14 protein-coding genes are annotated in these 17,381 nt (G+C 57.2%); 9 read left to right on the top strand and 5 right to left on the bottom strand.

Translation table 11 applies throughout. The features are described from left to right. Complete coding sequence (locus tag N8E88_RS03775; RefSeq protein ID WP_410010530.1) at positions 1–1,959, bottom strand: conjugal transfer protein TraG; 1,959 nt, start codon at positions 1,957–1,959, stop codon at positions 1–3. A 316-nt stretch (positions 1,960–2,275) separates the two neighbouring features. Between N8E88_RS03775 and N8E88_RS03770 the strand changes: the two genes are divergently transcribed. The 9 genes from N8E88_RS03770 to N8E88_RS03730 all read left to right on the top strand — a co-directional run bounded on the left by N8E88_RS03770 (position 2,276) and on the right by N8E88_RS03730 (position 12,687). Then, positions 2,276–2,854, top strand: coding sequence for a restriction endonuclease subunit S (locus N8E88_RS03770; RefSeq protein WP_262290725.1), 579 nt, complete (start codon positions 2,276–2,278; stop codon positions 2,852–2,854). 8 nt (positions 2,855–2,862) lie between these two features. After that, on the top strand, positions 2,863–4,431 hold the full coding sequence (locus N8E88_RS03765; protein ID WP_262290724.1) for a type I restriction-modification system subunit M: 1,569 nt from the start codon (positions 2,863–2,865) through the stop codon (positions 4,429–4,431). Beyond that, on the top strand, positions 4,424–5,392 hold the full coding sequence (locus N8E88_RS03760) for a DUF4357 domain-containing protein (RefSeq protein WP_262290723.1): 969 nt from the start codon (positions 4,424–4,426) through the stop codon (positions 5,390–5,392). Before N8E88_RS03765 ends, N8E88_RS03760 begins: the two co-directional genes overlap by 8 nt. After that, positions 5,389–6,642, top strand: coding sequence for a restriction endonuclease subunit S (locus N8E88_RS03755; RefSeq protein WP_262290722.1), 1,254 nt, complete (start codon positions 5,389–5,391; stop codon positions 6,640–6,642). Before N8E88_RS03760 ends, N8E88_RS03755 begins: the two co-directional genes overlap by 4 nt. Next, the gene (locus tag N8E88_RS03750; protein ID WP_262290721.1) at positions 6,639–7,343 is read left to right on the top strand and encodes a DUF3800 domain-containing protein; all 705 of its coding nucleotides are present in this window, start codon (positions 6,639–6,641) and stop codon (positions 7,341–7,343) included. The genes N8E88_RS03755 and N8E88_RS03750 overlap by 4 nt, the downstream gene beginning before the upstream one ends. Next, on the top strand, positions 7,343–7,798 hold the full coding sequence (locus tag N8E88_RS03745) for a hypothetical protein (protein ID WP_262290720.1): 456 nt from the start codon (positions 7,343–7,345) through the stop codon (positions 7,796–7,798). Before N8E88_RS03750 ends, N8E88_RS03745 begins: the two co-directional genes overlap by 1 nt. A gap of 237 nt (positions 7,799–8,035) precedes the next feature. After that, complete coding sequence (locus N8E88_RS03740; RefSeq protein WP_262290719.1) at positions 8,036–11,239, top strand: type I restriction endonuclease subunit R; 3,204 nt, start codon at positions 8,036–8,038, stop codon at positions 11,237–11,239. An 8-nt stretch (positions 11,240–11,247) separates the two neighbouring features. Then, entirely contained in the window at positions 11,248–11,973 is a 726-nt protein-coding gene (locus N8E88_RS03735) for a M48 family metallopeptidase (RefSeq protein WP_262290718.1), read from the top strand. Positions 11,974–12,369: 396 nt separating this feature from the next. Continuing rightward, the gene (locus N8E88_RS03730) at positions 12,370–12,687 is read left to right on the top strand and encodes a hypothetical protein (RefSeq protein WP_262290717.1); all 318 of its coding nucleotides are present in this window, start codon (positions 12,370–12,372) and stop codon (positions 12,685–12,687) included. A 470-nt stretch (positions 12,688–13,157) separates the two neighbouring features. Here the strand turns inward: N8E88_RS03730 and N8E88_RS03725 are convergent, their stop codons facing one another. The 4 genes from N8E88_RS03725 to N8E88_RS03710 form a co-directional block, all read right to left on the bottom strand. Next, on the bottom strand, positions 13,158–14,543 hold the full coding sequence (locus N8E88_RS03725; protein WP_262290716.1) for a M20 family metallopeptidase: 1,386 nt from the start codon (positions 14,541–14,543) through the stop codon (positions 13,158–13,160). Positions 14,544–14,839: 296 nt separating this feature from the next. Next, positions 14,840–15,559: an ABC transporter ATP-binding protein gene (locus N8E88_RS03720; protein ID WP_262290692.1), complete on the bottom strand. Its 720-nt coding sequence runs from the start codon at positions 15,557–15,559 to the stop codon at positions 14,840–14,842. After that, positions 15,556–16,332 carry an ABC transporter ATP-binding protein gene (locus N8E88_RS03715; protein WP_262290715.1) on the bottom strand — a complete coding sequence of 259 codons (777 nt, stop codon included), beginning with the start codon at positions 16,330–16,332 and terminating at the stop codon, positions 15,556–15,558. Before N8E88_RS03715 ends, N8E88_RS03720 begins: the two co-directional genes overlap by 4 nt. After that, positions 16,329–17,246 carry a branched-chain amino acid ABC transporter permease gene (locus tag N8E88_RS03710; RefSeq protein WP_262290694.1) on the bottom strand — a complete coding sequence of 306 codons (918 nt, stop codon included), beginning with the start codon at positions 17,244–17,246 and terminating at the stop codon, positions 16,329–16,331. Before N8E88_RS03710 ends, N8E88_RS03715 begins: the two co-directional genes overlap by 4 nt. Positions 17,247–17,381 lie beyond the last annotated feature (135 nt).

Genomic DNA, 17,381 nt, shown 5'->3' with positions numbered 1-17,381 from the left:
TCAAAGCTCCACGCCGTCGTTAGGGTCCATGGAAGCTTGGCGTGCCACCTGACCCATGCGACGCGTCAGGGTCCGTGCCGAGAGAGCAGCCCGCTCGGGCTCGTCGGCATCCAGGTCGAACTCATTGATCGGCGACGATGCCGGCTCTGGAACGATCTCCTTGTGCGCCTCCAGGCCAGGCTCTCGCCGAAGGCCAGCATTCGCCGTATCGTCAGTTCCCTCGGCACCGTCCGATAGAACCGCTTCAGCGCCATGCGCGCGCTCACTCGTGCGATCGTTCACTGCTATTGGGGCCTCATTCGACCAATCGTCCGCGGACAGCGGACGATCGCCGGGTTTGCCGCTCACCGGTGCGGGCACCACCCGTTGGCTCAATCGCATGTCCTCGTAGTAGCGCGCCTTCTTCGTCCGGATGGGCGCGATGCCGGCCACCATGACAATTTCGTCGTCAGGCGGAAGCTGCATCACTTCTCCCGGCGTCAGCAGCGGCCGCGCCGTCTCCGATCGGGAAACCATTAGGTGCGACAACCACGGCGCCAGCCGGTGTCCCGCATAGTTCTGCATCGCCCGCATTTCCGTCGCGGTGCCGAGCGAATCCGACACATGCTTGGCAGTGCGTTCATCATTGGTGGCGAAGCTCGCCCGCACATGGCAGTTATCGAGAATCGAATTGTTCGGACCATAGGCCTTCTCGATCTGATTGAGGCTCTGGGCAATCAGAAACGCCTTGATGCCATAGCCGGCCATGAAGGCGAGCGCGCTTTCGAAAAAGTCGAGACGGCCGAGCGCGGGAAATTCATCCAGCATCATAAGCACGCGATGCCGGCGATCGCGCGCATGTAGATCTTCGGTCAGCCGCCGGCCGATCTGATTGAGCACGAGACGGACCAGCGGCTTTGTCCTCGAGATGTCGGAGGGCGGCACGACCAGATAAAGCGTGGCTGGCTGGTCCTCCCCAACGATGTCGGCGATCCGCCAGTCGCATCGGCGCGTGACCGTGGCCACGACCGGATCCCGATAGAGCCCAAGGAACGACATAGCGGTAGACAATACGCCGGAGCGCTCATTGTCGGACTTGTTGAGTAGCTCCCGGGCGGCGCTGGCGATCACGGGGTGCGGTCCCTTCTCTCCAAGGTGCTGCGTCGTCATCATCGCGGCGAGCGTCGACTCGATCGGACGGCGCGGATCGGAGAGGAAAGCGGCGACGCCGGCAAGAGTCTTGTCCTTCTCGGCATAGAGGACATGCAGAATCGCACCGACCAAGAGCGAGTGAGAGGTCTTTTCCCAGTGGTTTCGCTTTTCCAGAGAGCCCTCGGGATCGACCAGGACATCGGCGACGTTCTGAACGTCCCTCACCTCCCATTCTCCTTTTCGGACCTCCAGCAGCGGATTGTAGGCGGCCGAGTTTGGGTTCGTCGGATCAAACAGCAGCACCCGGCCGTGCCTGGCGCGGAAACCGGCAGTCAGTTCCCAGTTCTCGCCCTTGATATCGTGGACGATGGCCGAGCCCGGCCAGGTCAGCAGGGTCGGCACCACGAGACCAACGCCCTTGCCTGATCGGGTTGGGGCAAAGCACAGAACGTGCTCGGCGCCGTCATGGCGAAGATAGGCGTCGTCATAGCGGCCGAGCACGACGCCGTCATCGCCGAGCAGTCCTGCCCTTTCGATCTCCTCGCGCTCGGCCCAGCGGGCGGAGCCGTAGGTATGCACGTCCTTCGCCTCGCGCGCGCGCCAGATCGACATGGCGACGGCGGCGCCAATTGCGATGAGACCACCGGAGGCGGCAATGGCTCCGCCTTCAATGAACACATGTGGCGCGTAGGCGTCATAGAAGTACCACCACCAGAGAAGCGCCGGCGGCGGATAGATCGGCAGGCTGGCGAGCTCGAACCAGGGCGTTCCCAGCTGCGGCTGGAAACCAAGCCGCCAAGCCGTCCATTGCGTCGCCGCCCACACCATGATGAACACGATCAGCAGGACGACGAAGATCTGGCTCCAGAGGACGCGCGTGGCCGGCAAGTGAATGGTTTCCCTTACGAGGATGAAGTAGGTTCGACAGTGGAATGGCAACTCACAGGGCGTTGCAACGCGCGCGCAGACAGGCCTCGCAGGGAAGCGAAGCGCATCGCAAAAATACTTGTCGCTTGCGGATCAAAGCCCCAGACCGCGCTCGCGGCCAAAGCTGCCGCGTCGGTCTTCCATTCGCATAAAAAATAGTTAGAACTATCCTCTAACTGCGGATTGACACGCTGCCGTAATTTCCGCAGTATGAGGCATGCTCGAACTCAGAGAAATTGCCGACATCTACTCAGGCCTCGCCATCCACGATGATGACGCAGGTTCGGCACGTTTTGTACGGCTCTCCGACCTCTCGGATTTGAAAGCAGGGCGCGCTCCCGATTTGGTGACCGGTGAACCGCCTGCTGTCGCTCGGGCATTGCCAATAGAAAAAGGTGATCTGATCGTAGGCGCGCGAGGTTCGATAACGGATATCTGCCTCGCTAACAATCCGGTATTAGGCGCCTTCATCTCGCTCGATCTTTATTTGGTGCGCCCTAATAAATCGAAGGTTGATCCGGGCTATCTCGCGGCCTTCCTTGATCTCCCCACCACACAAGTGGCCTTCTCCAGTAGCAAGCAGGGCAGTGGCCTCGCACGACTTCCAAAAGAGGCACTTGATAAGCTTGCCGTCCCGCTTCCACCGTTGCCTAAGCAACGTTTGATTGCCGGTTTGGCGCAATCTTTTCAGGACGAAGCGACGCTGCTGCAACGGCTTGCCAATCTTAATTCCATCCTTGGCCGCGAGGCCCTCGCGCGCGCCATTCGCGGCGCCGCCACAAGCCCGAATTCATAGGAGACCTCATGCCCACCCTTCAGCAAGACGACATTCTCTCTACCGTTTGGCGCGCCTGCGACACCTTCCGCGGAGCAGTCGATGCTACGCAATACAAGGACTACGTACTTACCGTTCTCTTCCTCAAGTACATCAGCGATGTGCGCCGGAAGCACGTCGAAGAGTTTCGTCGCGAATATGGCGGCGACGAGCTTCGCATTCAGCGCCGTCTTGATCGCGAGCGTTTCAAGCTGCCGACGGTGGATTTGAAGAATAGCAAGACCAACGAGGTGGAGGAGAGCTTCCTCGGCGATTTCTATGGCCTTCACGAACGCCGCGCGCGCGACAATATTGGCGAACTGATCAACATCGTTCTGGACGAGATTGAAAAGGCCAACGAAGGCAAGCTCGGCGGCCTCTTTCGAGCGATCGACTTCAATTCTGAAACCAATCTGGGGCAAACGAAGGACCGCAACCGACGGCTGAAGACGCTTCTGGAGGATTTTGCCAAGCCGGGCTTGGACCTGTCTGACACCTCCGAGGATATTCTGGGCGATGCCTATATTTTTCTGATTGAACGCTTTGCATCGGACGCCGGCAAGAAGGCGGGAGAGTTCTTCACTCCGCGAACTGTGTCTGAGGTCGTTGCCCAGCTGGCAAACCCAAAATCTGGCGATCGGATTTGTGATCCCGCTTGCGGATCCGGGTCACTACTGCTGCGAGCTGGTGAGGAAGTCCCGGATGGCAATTTCCAACTCTTTGGACAGGAATCGAATGGGAGCACCCGCTCGTTGGCGCGCCTCAACATGCTGCTACACAAGCAAGATGGCGCGCGCATCGATTGGTGCGACACGCTGAATTCGCCGACGCTGATCGAAAGCGACCACCTGATGCGCTTCGATGTGGTGGTCGCCAATCCGCCGTTCAGCCTAGACAAGTGGTGGGGGAATACGGACTCGGAAGGCAACGCGCTTCCTGATCCTTACAAGCGTTTCACTCCACACATGCCGCCCAAGAGCCGCGGCGACTATGCCTTCATTCTGCACATGTTGGCGATTACCCAGCCGACGGTCGGGCGCATGGCGGTCATTGCTCCGCATGGCGTTCTGTTCCGCTCCGGGGCCGAAGGCAAGATCCGAGAAAAGCTGATCCGCGACAATCTGCTCGATGCTGTCATCGGTCTGCCGGGACAGCTCTTCCCAACAACCGGCATTCCGGTCTGCATCTTGGTGTTTGACAAGGCGCGCGAAGCCGGCGGCTTGCGGTCGCACGAGCGGAACATTTTGTTTGTCGACGCCAGCCGCGATTTCGAGCCCGGGAAGAAGCAGAACCGGCTGACGGAGAAAAACGTCAAAAGGATCGTCGACACCTATCGCAGTCGGACTGTGATTGACCGCTATTCCCGTGAGGTTACCTTCGAGGAGATCGAGACCAACGGCTTCAATCTCAACATTCCGCGCTACGTCGATACGTTCGAACCCGAGCCCGAGGTCGATCTCCAGGGCGTTCAGAAGGAAATCGGCGCCCTCGAAGCCCAGCTTGCCGAGACACGGAAGAAGATGAATATCTATCTGAAGGAGCTCGGCATCGATGTATGAAGCTCCCTCGCGCGCGATGTCCCGGCGCGGACGCACTCTGAAACTTTATCTGGTTGATGGCTCGCCGTCCGGCGTGATCACGGCCGAACTTGGCATCTCCTCCGTGCGGGCTGCTGTCGCCTCGCGCACGGCATTGCCCGATCTGATCCGGCGTGAAGAGGCGAGCCGCACGGGCCTCTACCTCCTAGTCGGGCCGGACCCGGATTTGCCGGGGCGACAGCGCGTATATGTCGGCGAAGGCGACAAGGTGAAGACGCGGCTGGCAGCACATGACGCCGACGAGTCGAAAGAGTTCTTCACGCGGGCTGTGTTGATCGTCTCCAAGGACGAGAACTTGACCAAGGCCCATGGCCGGTATCTGGAAAGCCGGATCATCGCCGCCATTCGCGGCGCGGGCCGGGCCAAGCTCATTAATGGTACAGAACCGCCGTTCAAGGGGTTGCCGGAACCAGAAATCGCCGACATGGAGCGGGTGCTCGAAGAAATCGAAATTCTGTTGCCGGTACTTGGATTCGACGTGCTGCGGCCAGCAGGGCAGGATGGGATTCTATCTGCCCGAAGTGCTGGTCCTGAGGTTGCCACTGCACCCGCATTTATCAGCAACCAGGCCGCTCCGATCTTCATCTTCACAGAATCCGGCACCAATGCCAGAGCGCGAGAAGCCGGTGATGAATTTGTCGTGCTAGCTGGTTCGATTGCAAAGGCACAGGAAGTGCCGAGTTGTGAGGAAGGCCTAAAGCGTCGCAGGGCGCAGATGATATCTGAAGGGAAGCTGTCTCCGGCAGAAGACCCCAAGTTTCTTCGATTTCTCGCCGATACGGCTTTCGATACGCCATCGGGTGCAGCGCGAGTCGTCTACGGCGGCAATGTCAGCGGGCCTCGCTATTGGCGCCATGAAGCGAGCGGCCAGACCTGCGGCGATTGGCGGAAGCGCAGGATTGCGGAAGGGGGTGAAGCATGAGCGCCCTCTTCTCTGATGGATGGAAGAACATCGTTCTTGGAGATCATGCCGAATTTCGAAATGGTGTGAACTTTACGGCAAAATCTGCCGGAAAAGTCGTGAAGGTCTTGGGCGTTTCCGATTTCGCTTCTCGATCTATTATCTCCGACTTCCAGCAGATGCCAAGTGTCACGTTGGCAAATACCCCGAATGCTGACGACTATCTCCGCGATGGAGACTTTGTTTTTGTCCGATCAAATGGCAGCCGAGATCTAATCGGACGTTGCGCAATGGTGCTTCCTCGCAATGAGAAGGTGATGTTTTCAGGCTTCACCATTCGTATGCGCCTGGTATCAACGGAAATACTCCCTCGGTTTTGGCTTAATTTTGTGAAGTCTGAACTATTCAAAAAGGCACTACATGAGCGTGGTAGTGGGAGCTACATCACAAATTTGAGCCAAGAGACATTGTCGAAGATTGATGTATGGCTTCCGCCTCCTGAAGAACAACAGCGCATTGTGGACATTCTTGACTCCTGGGATCAGGCCATTGACCAGACGGAACGTCTGATTGGCGCCAAGCAGCGCCGATTTGATGCCGCTCGCATCCGGCTGATCGAAACCTTCCAGTCAGCAGACAAAGGCAACAATTTATGGGCGCCCGCTGAATTCAGCGAAATTGCCGAAGAGCTGAAGCTGCGTAATACCGCCGGCCACGGCCCAGACCGAGTGATGGGGGTGATCAAGGGCGAAGGTCTGGTTCCCATGCGCTCGCACGTGATGGCCGCCGACCTTCGGCGCTATCTGATCGTGCCGCCGCGAGCCATCGCCTACAACCCCATGCGTTTGAACATTGGCTCGATCGCCGCGTCACGATACGATCAGGACGTTCTGGTCAGCCCCGACTATGTCGTGTTCCGCGCCCGCAAAGATAGAGCCGACCCTGACTTTCTGCGCTTTCTGATCGGGACAAAGCGGTGGCGTGATCATCTTGTTATTGTCGGCAGTGGCAGCGTTCGTACCAGGATCTACTTCGACGGCCTAGCCGAAATGGTGCTGAGGGTGCCCGATATCCGCGAGCAGAAGCGGATTGGTCAGTTCCTTACCGCTGTCGAGCAAGACCTCAATGCGACAAAAGAGTCCGCATCGGGTCTTCGGACGCAGAAGCGCGGCCTGATGCAAAAGCTGCTCACGGGCGAGTGGCGGCTCGATGAGCGCTTCGATCCGGAAGCACTGACGCCTCCCCTATTGAAGGTTGGAGGGCGGTCATGAAATTCGAGGTCTATTGCGACGAAGCCCAACCGGATCTGTTCACGTCGGCCAAGCCCCGCGCCCGCTATCTGATGATTGGCAGCCTCTGGTTGCCGGCAGAGCTGCGTGAGGACGCCAAGGAGAAGATCGGGCGCTTGCGTGAGCGCCATGGCGTGTGGGGCGAAGCGAAATGGACCAAGATCTCGCCCGCCAAGGCGGACTTCTATCACGAGCTCGTAGACCTGTTCATGAGCTACGGCATGGATATGCGGTTTCGCTGCATCGCGGTGGATCGCACGCAGGTCGACATGGCGCTGCACGATGGCGACGGGGAACTGGGTTTTTACAAGTTCTATTATCAACTCCTGCACCACTGGATTCTCGACTTCAATGAATACCGCATCTACTGCGACCTGAAGAGCAATCGCGATCGCACACGGCTCCGGGTTTTGAAACGCTGTCTCGATTACGCCAACAAATCCGCGACCATCGCCGATGTGCAATCGCTTCCGTCGCCCGAGGTCGTGCTCTTGCAGCTTTGTGACGTGTTGCTCGGCGCTGCCAGCAGCCGACTGAACGACACGTTGAAGACCGGCACGGCGAAGGAAAGTCTCGTCAACCGCCTGGAGGCGCGTCTTGACCTGCGAGGGCCGCTTGCACCTACGGGCGCTGCGGAGAAGAAATTCAATATTTTCAAGATCAATCTTGGCGGGGGTTGGTAATGCCACCGCTTCTCGTTCTTGCGACTGACGCCGAGTATCGGCAGAATTTCGAGGGTACTTATTGCCGTGGGGTGATCACCACCCACGACGGCATCCGCGTCTACTTCAAGAAGGAGGATTTTGATCACTCTTTCTTCGAAAGCACGCTGCGCAAAGGCGTCAAGGATACGACACTATCGCAGGTTCGTGCGCAGCGGATGGGCTGGATTGCCGCAACGCTCGCCGATCCGGCTGCAGTGCGGTTTCAAGGCTGGGACAAAAAGAACGGTCGCTACGATCCGACGCGCTGTGTCAGCGTCGTCTTCGGTGACTTCGTTGTAGTGATCCGCCTTGGCAAAAAGGCCGACGGCACACTGAAGGCCAATTTCGTGACGTGCTACCTCGCCGACAACAGCATCGGCAAAATCCGCCAATCCCCGTTGTGGAACAGGGAGGATTGCCTCAATGCGCTGTGAAAGGGAGATGCGGACGCTGATTTGCTACGCTGGCTCAGCGTCCGAAGCCTCGATAGGTTCAAAGCCGATAGGCAGTGAACTCGTAGTGTTCATATGCATCCTATTGGCCAAAAGTCAACATTTTGTTGACTGGTTGGTGGCGCGCTTTACACAACGAACGGCACAAGTTCTTGCTTATAATTTTGAAAATAAAGAAAAAAATGACATTCGCCTGCCTCGTTTCATGAGGGTAGAACATTGACCCGTTCACCCGAGTTCACCACCTCAGAAGCGGGAGGCGCGCAACTTCAGGCGCTGCACACGTTGATCAACTGCGGCTGGCGCTATGTCTCACGGGCCGAGGCCGATCAATGGCGCGACCGGCGCCGGAGTCTACCATTCCTGGAAACCCAACTCCGGGCCGATCTCGCACGCATCAATCGCATTCAAGTCGATGGGCGCGTGCATTCGTTCTCCGAAGCCAACATCGACGCTGCGGTTCGGCGGCTCGCCGATCGAATTCCAGAGGGCGTGGTGCGCGCCAATGAGCGAATGACCGACGACCTCATGCTCGGCATAGCCTTGCCGCAAACCATGGGAGCCACATCGCGAGAGTGGCCGTTCAAATTCATAGATTGGAACGACTGGCGCGCCAACAGTTTTCAGGTGACGAGCGAATATACAGTGAGCGAGCCGGGCGGCCCGACGATCCGCGTTGATCTCGTCCTCTTCGTTAACGGCATTCCATTGGGGGTCATCGAAGTCAAAGCTTCGCATGTCGCAGCGGACCAGGGCGTCAGCCAGCAGATTCGCAATCAGAAGGTCGGCGAAGGCGTTCCCGCCCTCTTCTATTCCGCCCAGCTCCTGTTGTCAGCCAATAGCCATGATCCACGCTATGGCACGGTGGGCACCCCGCGCAAGCTCTGGAGCGTGTGGAAGGAGCGCGAAGATCCGCTGGGCTTCGCCGAACAGGTGGTCAATCGCCCGCTCGATACCGTAGAAGGCAAGCGTGTGGCCCTCGACTTTGCGCCGTACATGAAGCGGCACGACGAATTGATGGAAGACTACCGCTTCGTCACACCGCTGGATGAGACGATCGTCGGGCTATGCCGTCCGGAGCGCTTCATGCGGCTTGTTCGTCGCTACATGCTGTTCGACGGTCCGCACAAAAAGGTTGCTCGTTATCAGCAGGTCGCGACGGTCGAGACACTGTTGCAACGCACGGCAGAACGCGACACTGCCGGGCGGCGCAAGGGGGGCGTCGTCTGGCATACTCAGGGCTCGGGCAAGAGCTTGACCATGGTCATGCTGGCCAAGTCCATCGTCATGGCCCACCCGCAGGCGCGCATCGTCATCGTGACCGACCGGACCGATCTCGATGACCAGATCACCAAGACCTTCCGCGCCACCGGCCAGGAGCCGAAGCGGGCGGCGACAGGCGAGAACCTTCTGACTCTGATCGAGGACATGACGCCAGTCGTCACTACCCTCATCCATAAGTTCCGAGCGGGACTGAACAAACGACGCGTCGTCGATACGTCGTCCGACATCTTCGTCTTGGTCGACGAGAGCCATCGCAGCCAGTATGGCAACCTCGACAGCCTGCACGCCCGCATGCGTGAGTTGCTACCCAAAGCCTGCTTCATCGCCTTTACCGGCACGCCGATTGCGAAAAAGGAGAAGAGCACCTTCGCCAAGTTCGGCGATCTAGTTCAGCCCTCGTATTCCATGCGTGACGCGGTCGCCGACCAGGCAGTCGTGCCGCTGCTCTATGAAGGGCGGGAAGTCGTCACCGATGTCGATGATGCGCAAATCGACCGTTGGTTCGAGGTCCACACCCGCGGTCTTTCCGAAGACCAGCGTGCCGACCTGAAGCGAAAGATGAGCCGAGCGCGCGAAATCGAGGGCGTCGATTCGAGGCTTCAATCCATCGCATTCGATGTCGGCCAACACTTCGCGACGAACTTCAAGGGAACGGGGCTGAAGGGACAACTCGCGGCATCATCGAAGAGAGCGGCAATCCTACTCAAGAAACTGTTCGACGAATTCGGTGCCGTTACGACCGAGGTCGTGATCTCCGCTCCGGAAATGCGGGAAAGTGAAGATGAGGTCGATGGGGCCGACGACGATCTCGTCCGCACGTTCTGGCGCAAGATGATGGAGCGGTACGGTGGCGAGGACGCCTATAACCGCACCATCGTCGAGCAGTTCAAAGGTCCAGCCGATCCGGACATCGTCATCGTCGTTGATAAGTTGCTCACTGGTTTCGATGCGCCGCGCAACACGGTGCTCTATCTGGCCCGCCGCCTGAAAGAGCATGGTCTGTTGCAGGCCATCGCGCGGGTCAATCGCGTTTTTGACGAAGACGGCGCGCCGGATAAGCCCTTCGGCTTCATCATCGATTACACGGGGGTGCTCAAGGACCTTGGCGACGCACTCGCCAGCTACGATGCGCTCCAAGGCTTTAGCCCAGAGGACATCGCCACCAGCGTATTGGCTATTCGGGATGAGGCGAATAAGGTGCCGGGCGCCCATGCTGTCTTGCTGGACGTGTTCAAATCCGTTTCCAACAATTTCGATGCCGAAGCCTTCGCTCGCCTCTTGGCCGACGCGGAGATTCGGACCGAGTTTTACGCACGCCTCTCGGCGTTTTCCAGCGCCCTTTGCGTGGCACTCGCCTCGCCAGCCTTTGTCGAGGCGACGAAGCCGGAGCTGCTTAAGCGATGGAAGGACGACCTCGGCCGGTTCGTTTCGTTGCGTGCTGCGGTCAGCCTTCGCTATGCAGAGCGCGTGGACTGGCGAGACTATGAGAAACGTATCCGCCAGTTGCTGGACCGACATGTCATCGCGCGCGACGTTGTCACGCTGGTCTCGCCGCTGAATATCTTCGACGATATCGCTATTGAAGAACGACGGCAGGAAAGGACGGAAAGCGATGCGTCGGTTGCTGACACGATCGCGCATCAACTGACGCGTTCGATCGAGGAGAAATGGGATGAAGATCCCACTTTCTTCGAAAAATTCTCCAAGCTCGTTCGGGACACGATCGCAGATTTTCACAAAGGGCGCATCAACGACCTGACGTATCTTTCAAAGGTCAAGGAGTTGCGCGACAAGGTTCAGACGAGGCAGGACGAAACCGATCCGACTCCGGGGCGTCTTCGCGACGATAGCCATGCTCAGGCCTTTTGGGGGTTGGCGAAGCGCAATCTGGAAAAGGCTGGTGTTCGTAACACCGAATTGGCTGCCGACATCGCACTTGAGATCAGTCGGATTGTGCAGAAACGTCGCAAGGTCGGTTGGCAATACGATCGTGATGTCGAGAACGGTATTCGGAACGACATCGACGACTTCTTCTTTGAAGAGTTGCGCGGCACGCGTGAAATTGTGATCGATCCTGCCATACTTGATGGCATCGTCGACGATGTCCTCGCATCGGCTCGCGTGCGGTTGGCGCAATAAGGACGATCATGCGCGATCATTCCATAAGCGAAAAGATCGAAATATGCTGGGGTAAGCGTCGGATCGTCGCCGAACTTCGCCGCACGGATAGACGTGTTCTCAGAATTGATGTTGGTCCGACTGGCGAAGTGGCCATTCTTGCGCCAGTAGGAGAGGAAATCGACGAAATTCGGAGCAGAGCGCACCGAAAGAGCGCCTGGATATTCGCTCAGATTGACACGATTGCCCAGAGACCAAAACTAACGCCAACGCGCCGGTTTATTTCTGGCGAGACCCATCTTTTGCTTGGCCGACAGTATCGGTTAGCAATCGAGCAATCCAATGATCCACACGTGAGAATTGAGGGCGGGCGAATGGTGATCAGTGCCCGTTCGACCGACGATCAGCCCCATTGCAGACGTCTTCTTCACGCATATTATGCACTCCGCGCTCGAGAAGTGTTCCGACAACGGTTGGAAATTGTCGCGGAACCGTTCATTCGAAAAGGTTTGAAGCGCCCCCCAATGATAATTCGCCGAATGTCAAAGCGCTGGGGTAGCTTCACGCCTGGAGGACGGGTGGTGCTCAACGTCGACCTGGTGCGTGCCAGTTTCAGGTTGATCGACTATGTGATTTGTCATGAACTAGCGCACGCTTTCTACCCAGATCACGGCGAAGAGTGGAGCAAATTGCTTCGAACGGTAATGCCTGACTGGGAGGAACGAAAGGGAGAACTGGAAGCGAAGTTACGCTAAATCGGCGACCATAAGCCTAGCGCGCTGATCGCAACTGATCACACCGCAGTGGCAAGTCCTCCTGTCGCTTCGCTTTCGCGAATTCCCAATCCGTCTCCATAAGCCTGACGACCTTGGGCACTATGAGCTTTGCCGGCTCCGTCGTTCCTGCCTCGCCATCAGATCCAAGAGCTGAAACCGGAGGAAACAGAATGACCTCGTTCGATCATCGGAGATAAAGTCGCTAGCGAGCTCCTGCCGGAGCCTGGTTCTCTGCGCAAGGCCCACCAAATCCGGCTTCGACCCTTCTAGTGGCGAGACTTACATCCAATTCTTTAGGCGCCAGCTTGATGCAGGCCTTGATTTCCGTCAACGGAACCGATTGATTGCCAAGCAATTTTGGATTTGGGAGTCGGTATGATTGACGAAAAAATTGAACTTGGCCTTAGTGCTTTGGATATTCCAAGTCTATTGTGGTTAGTCCGCGACGGCATAGAACAAGTAAAGAACTCACGCGACCCTTCTTTGAACTACGCTTTGGGGATCGAGGACCGCCTCCACAGCTTGGGGTACTCGCCCGAACCAATATTTCACCCAGACGAGATCAGGGTGATGATTGAACTGCTTGAGATCGGCAAGGGCAGAAACTTAGACTCGATTGAAAATACGGATAGAGCGCCCGGTCTGACCCAACGCGTAAGTCTCGTCAAATCAAAGCTGGAAGCCCTGGTGTAACCAAAAGCGTCGATTTGGATTCGCAACCACTGTAACCGACAGCTATGCAGTCGGTTTAAATGTTTTTGGAATGAGTAGAGAGGGGGTGGCGTCACGCTGCCGGCAGCTCGCATTCCGGAAACTGGACTGGATGGTTGTCGCGCTGTCGTCGCGCACTCCGTCCCGGAATATTGATGCTTTCTATCCTCACACCCCGCCTGTCTTCAGGACCACAAGATGTGGCTGCCGTCGAAACAGGTTCGACGGCAACCACATTGCCTTGGGAGGCTAGTGCAAGTTGAATTTGTCCGGGAATCTCGTCTCCTGATCGGGAAACTAGACGCAGCCCTGTTGCAGCACATTCGGCCCGAACGCGATTGCCGCCGCGGGAATCGTTGGGGTGTGCCACGCTGAACTCTCGCGCCGGCGATGACCCTCCTTCAGAGGTGAATTGCTGGCAGCAGCCTTAGCAGAAGTGCAGCCGATTGTTATCACGCCTCCCTATGGCGGCTACGACCTGGTGCGCATTTGCCAATGTCGAGAAAAATGCCGGTCATTATCTTGATTCCCTCGCGCGCGATCGAAAGCAAGGCGTGCTCGTCAGGCCCATGTTGTCCACAATCGGCGTAGGAATGAGGTATCCAGATTGTGGGCAATCCGAGTATGTCGGCAAAGATGTCGTTCGGCAGCGAGCCTCCAAGATTTGGCAGGACGTGGGGGCGCTTGTGAATGGTTTTCTCGATCGAGTCACAAACGAAGCGCACCCAGGGATGGCCGGGCGAAAGCCGGGTGGCCTTGAACGGCTCGTCAATCTGCGAAAGTTTGACCATTCGGAAGCCATGGGCGTCGAGGTGTCGCCTCAAGGAAGGCAAGATGTCTTTCATTTCGGTGCCCACGACGAAGCGCAACTGTCCAATGGCCCTGGCTTCACCAGAGATGGCTGATTGCGGAGCGTCAATAGATCCCGAAGATGTCGCAAGGATCGAGAACGAATTCCAGCCATAGACTCGCTCTGGCGGCGTGAGGTAAGGCTCGCCCCAATGAGGATCATTTAACGGATGCGGAAGATCTACAAGCGCTTCACGGATATCATCTGTCAGGCTATTTGGTAGCCACTCGGGAATGCGAACCACCCCTCGCGCGTCCGCAATGCTTGCGATGGCGTGGGCAAGAATGATCGCGGGATCAGCCAGCAGCCCACCGAAGTTACCCGAATGAGAATCGCTGTCCCGCAGTCGTACGACCATTTCGAATGCGATAGTCCCCCTGGATCCCAAAAAGACAGTTGGAGTCGCTGGTGAATGACGGGGGCCGTCTGAAGCGATGAAGACATCAGCAGCAAGCTCGTTCCGCTTGGCGGTCACAAACTCGCGCAGGCCATGAGAGCCTTTTTCTTCTCCCATTTCCAATAGGAACTTTACGTTAAAGCCAAGCTTGCCATTGGTTTCAAGAAGGAGGCCTAAAGCCACCACATTTATCAAATGTTGGATCTTGTTATCCGCCGTTCCCCGGCCATACAGCCGGTCGCCCTCCTGAACCAGTTCAAAAGGCCGCAAACCGTCGCGCCAGCGATGCTGCTCGCCGTTGCACACATCGCCGTGTCCATACATGAGCACCGTTGGTGAAGCTCTATTTTCGACATAACTCGCCACAAGCAGAGGCGCGCCCCCGCGTAGCGGGTTTTCGTGGATCTCGGTAGCAAAGCCGTAGCGGTTTAGCAGCGGCCCGATATCTTCTGTGAGATAGGCCATAAGATTTTCCGGCTTTCCCTCATTCTGACTGACGGAGGGCCGGGCAACCAGGCTCGCAAGATCGCGTATCAATGCACCATTGTCCACGTAGTCGATGGCACGTTGTAGAGAGAATTCATGGGACATCAAAAACTCCGGTTTGGCGGCCGCATCGGCCGTGAAAAGCTAAGAGATGGGCTCCGGGGGGCTCGCCGATCAGATGAACCCGGAGGACGGCCTCGTCTGGGGCCATGACACAAACGCACGCCAAACCATAGTCATTACATCTTTCGGCCGGTCCCTCAGGCAACTGATCGCCGATCAGTGACAGAAAGCTGAAGTCCTGCGGTGCTTGGCGATTGCTGTCTTCAAATGGGACAAGATTTGGATGCATTGTCGCGTCACGGTTTTTGCGGCGTATGGGATGGCTGGTGCTCAACGGTCTATTTCAATCCTCCGAAGTAAGCGCGCTGCACCTCGGTATTTGACCTGAGGTAGTCTGCTGATCCTTTGACGATGACATGGCCTTGCAGCAGGACATATCCATAGTCGGCAATGGCGAGGGTTTGATTGACGTTTTGCTCGACCAGGAGCACGGTGACGCCGGTTTTTGCGATGTCGCGAATGACATTGAAGTTTTCTTGCACGAAGAGCGGTGAGAGCCCCAGCGACGGTTCGTCGATGATGAGCATATGCGGGTCCGTCATTAATCCGCGTCCGATCGACACCATTGCCTGCTCGCCGCCTGACAGGGTGCCTGCAATCTGCTTTTCGCGTTCTTTCAGGCGCGGAAAGATCTGAAACACGCGCTCCAAACGGGCGCGAATTTTGGCGCTGGATGGCTCATTGTAAGCGCCGACGTGGAGATTTTCTTCAACGGTCATGCGACCGAAGATCCGGCGGCCTTCGGGGATACAGCCAATACCGAGACGAACAATCTCGTGGGTCTTCAATCTGTCGAGGGTGTTTCCGTTGAAAGTGACGGTACCGGCCCGGGGCGGTGTGAGCCTCAGGATCGATCGGATCAAAGTCGACTTGCCCGCCCCGTTTGCCCCGAGAATGCAGGTTATCTGTCCCGGCAGAACATCTATATCGACCCCCGTCAGAACGTCGACGCTGTCATAGGCGGTGTAAACGCCGCGAACTGTAAGAATCGGGTTCATGACTCCCCCAAATATGCGCGTCGGACTGCAGGATCGGCTGCCACCTGTTTAAAGGTTCCTTCGCAAATCTTCTGTCCATAGTTCAAAACGATGCAGTGGTCGGTGACGCGCTCGATGAGACCCATCTCATGCTCGACAATCACAATTGTCGGGTTTCCGAATTTTGGTCGGATCGCCAGGATTTCATCCATAAGCTGGTTCGTTTCGTCGTGCGTCATCCCCGCAGATGGCTCGTCGAGGAGAAGCAGCGAAGGCTTTCCAAGAAGGGCGCGGCAAATCTCAACCCGTCTGCGATCAATCATCCCGAGTGTTTCAGCTTGCGCAAACATCTTCTTGGCCAGGCCATCATCGAATTTGGCAAGCAAGTCCTCGATCTCCTGCGTGAGGTGGCGAAGTTCAGCGTGGAAAGCAGAGCGTCGCACTATGTTGTGCCACAAGGTGCTACAGACGCGTTCCTGCGCTCCAATGGCGATATTGTCGAAGACCGAGAGGGGGAGGCAAAGCCGCGAGCGCTGAAATGTCCGCGCCAGGCCTCGCGATGCGAGCTGGTCAACCTTCACTTTCGTGGTGTCGGAACCTTCGAAGGTAATCGATCCGGAGCTGGACCGAACCAAGCCGCTGATCGTGTTGAAAAACGTGGTTTTTCCCGATCCATTCGGGCCGATAAGGCCGATGACATCTCCCCTTGAAATGGAGATATTGAGGTCGTTCAGGGCCAACAAGCCGCCAAAACGCACGGTCAAGCCACGGGTTGCAAGGACGGTATCATTCATGCTGTGGCACCTTCCTGCAAGCGGCGCAGTCGTCGAGGCAATAGCCCGGAAGGGCGCACAATAAGGACGAACACCACCACCAACGCGAATATGAGGAAACGATACTCCTGAACAATCTGGAGCTTCTCCGGCAGCAGCACGACCAAAAGCGTCGCGGGAAGGATGCCCCATATGTTTCCAACGCCTCCCAAAATGAGGATCGACACAATGGCCAGACTGTCGCCCAGCTGAAAATTCGCAGGCGCGATAAAGCCGGTCATTTGCGCATAGATCGCCCCTGCCAGCCCGAGCAGAAAATTACCCAGGGTGAAGGCGAGGAGCTTCCAATACCAGACGCGCAAACCAAAGATCGAGGCTGCTGTTTCATCCAGTCGAACCACGTCCAGCCACACGCCGATCCAGGACCGGTTCATCAATCCGAGTAGCAGGCCGGATAATCCGACCAGGCCCCCGGTCAAAATCACATAGTTTGCAAACGAGTTGAAGGTATAACCACCCAAGAGAATGTCTTTGCTGAAATCCCAGCCGAAGAGCACCAGGCCTGGGACCTTAATTCCCTGCGGGCCGCCGAGCACATCACTTGCCTCTACATAAACCGTGAACATGACACTGAACGCCAGGGTGGTCAGCGCAGCATAGTGCCCTCGGGTTCGAAGAACCGGGGCCAACAAAATAAATCCAATCACGACGGAGACCGCACCTGCACAAATCAAGGATATCAAGCCCGGCACCTCGCCGAAGCGTCCAAGCATTGCGACCGTGTAACCACCGGTCCCCATAAAGGCAGCGGCCCCGAAATTCGTCAATCCAGCGAACCCCATCTGGATTGTCAGGCCGAAACAAGCAAGAACATAGATGAGGACAGTTGCAAGCATCAGCAATCCGAAGATATCTTCGCGCAAGGCGACGATCAAAACAATTGCGGACACCAGGAGACCGGCAAGAAGTAAATTTGGTTTTTCCTTAGCTGCAAGTTCCGCCCCAAGCAGTAATCCTGCGCGATGCGCAAGCCACGTCCCGGCGATAATGACGAGCAACACAACAATGAA

The sequence above is a fragment of the Phyllobacterium zundukense genome, assembly GCF_025452195.1.
GTDB lineage: Bacteria > Pseudomonadota > Alphaproteobacteria > Rhizobiales > Rhizobiaceae > Phyllobacterium > Phyllobacterium zundukense_A.
This window is presented reverse-complemented; position numbering and strand designations above follow the sequence as displayed.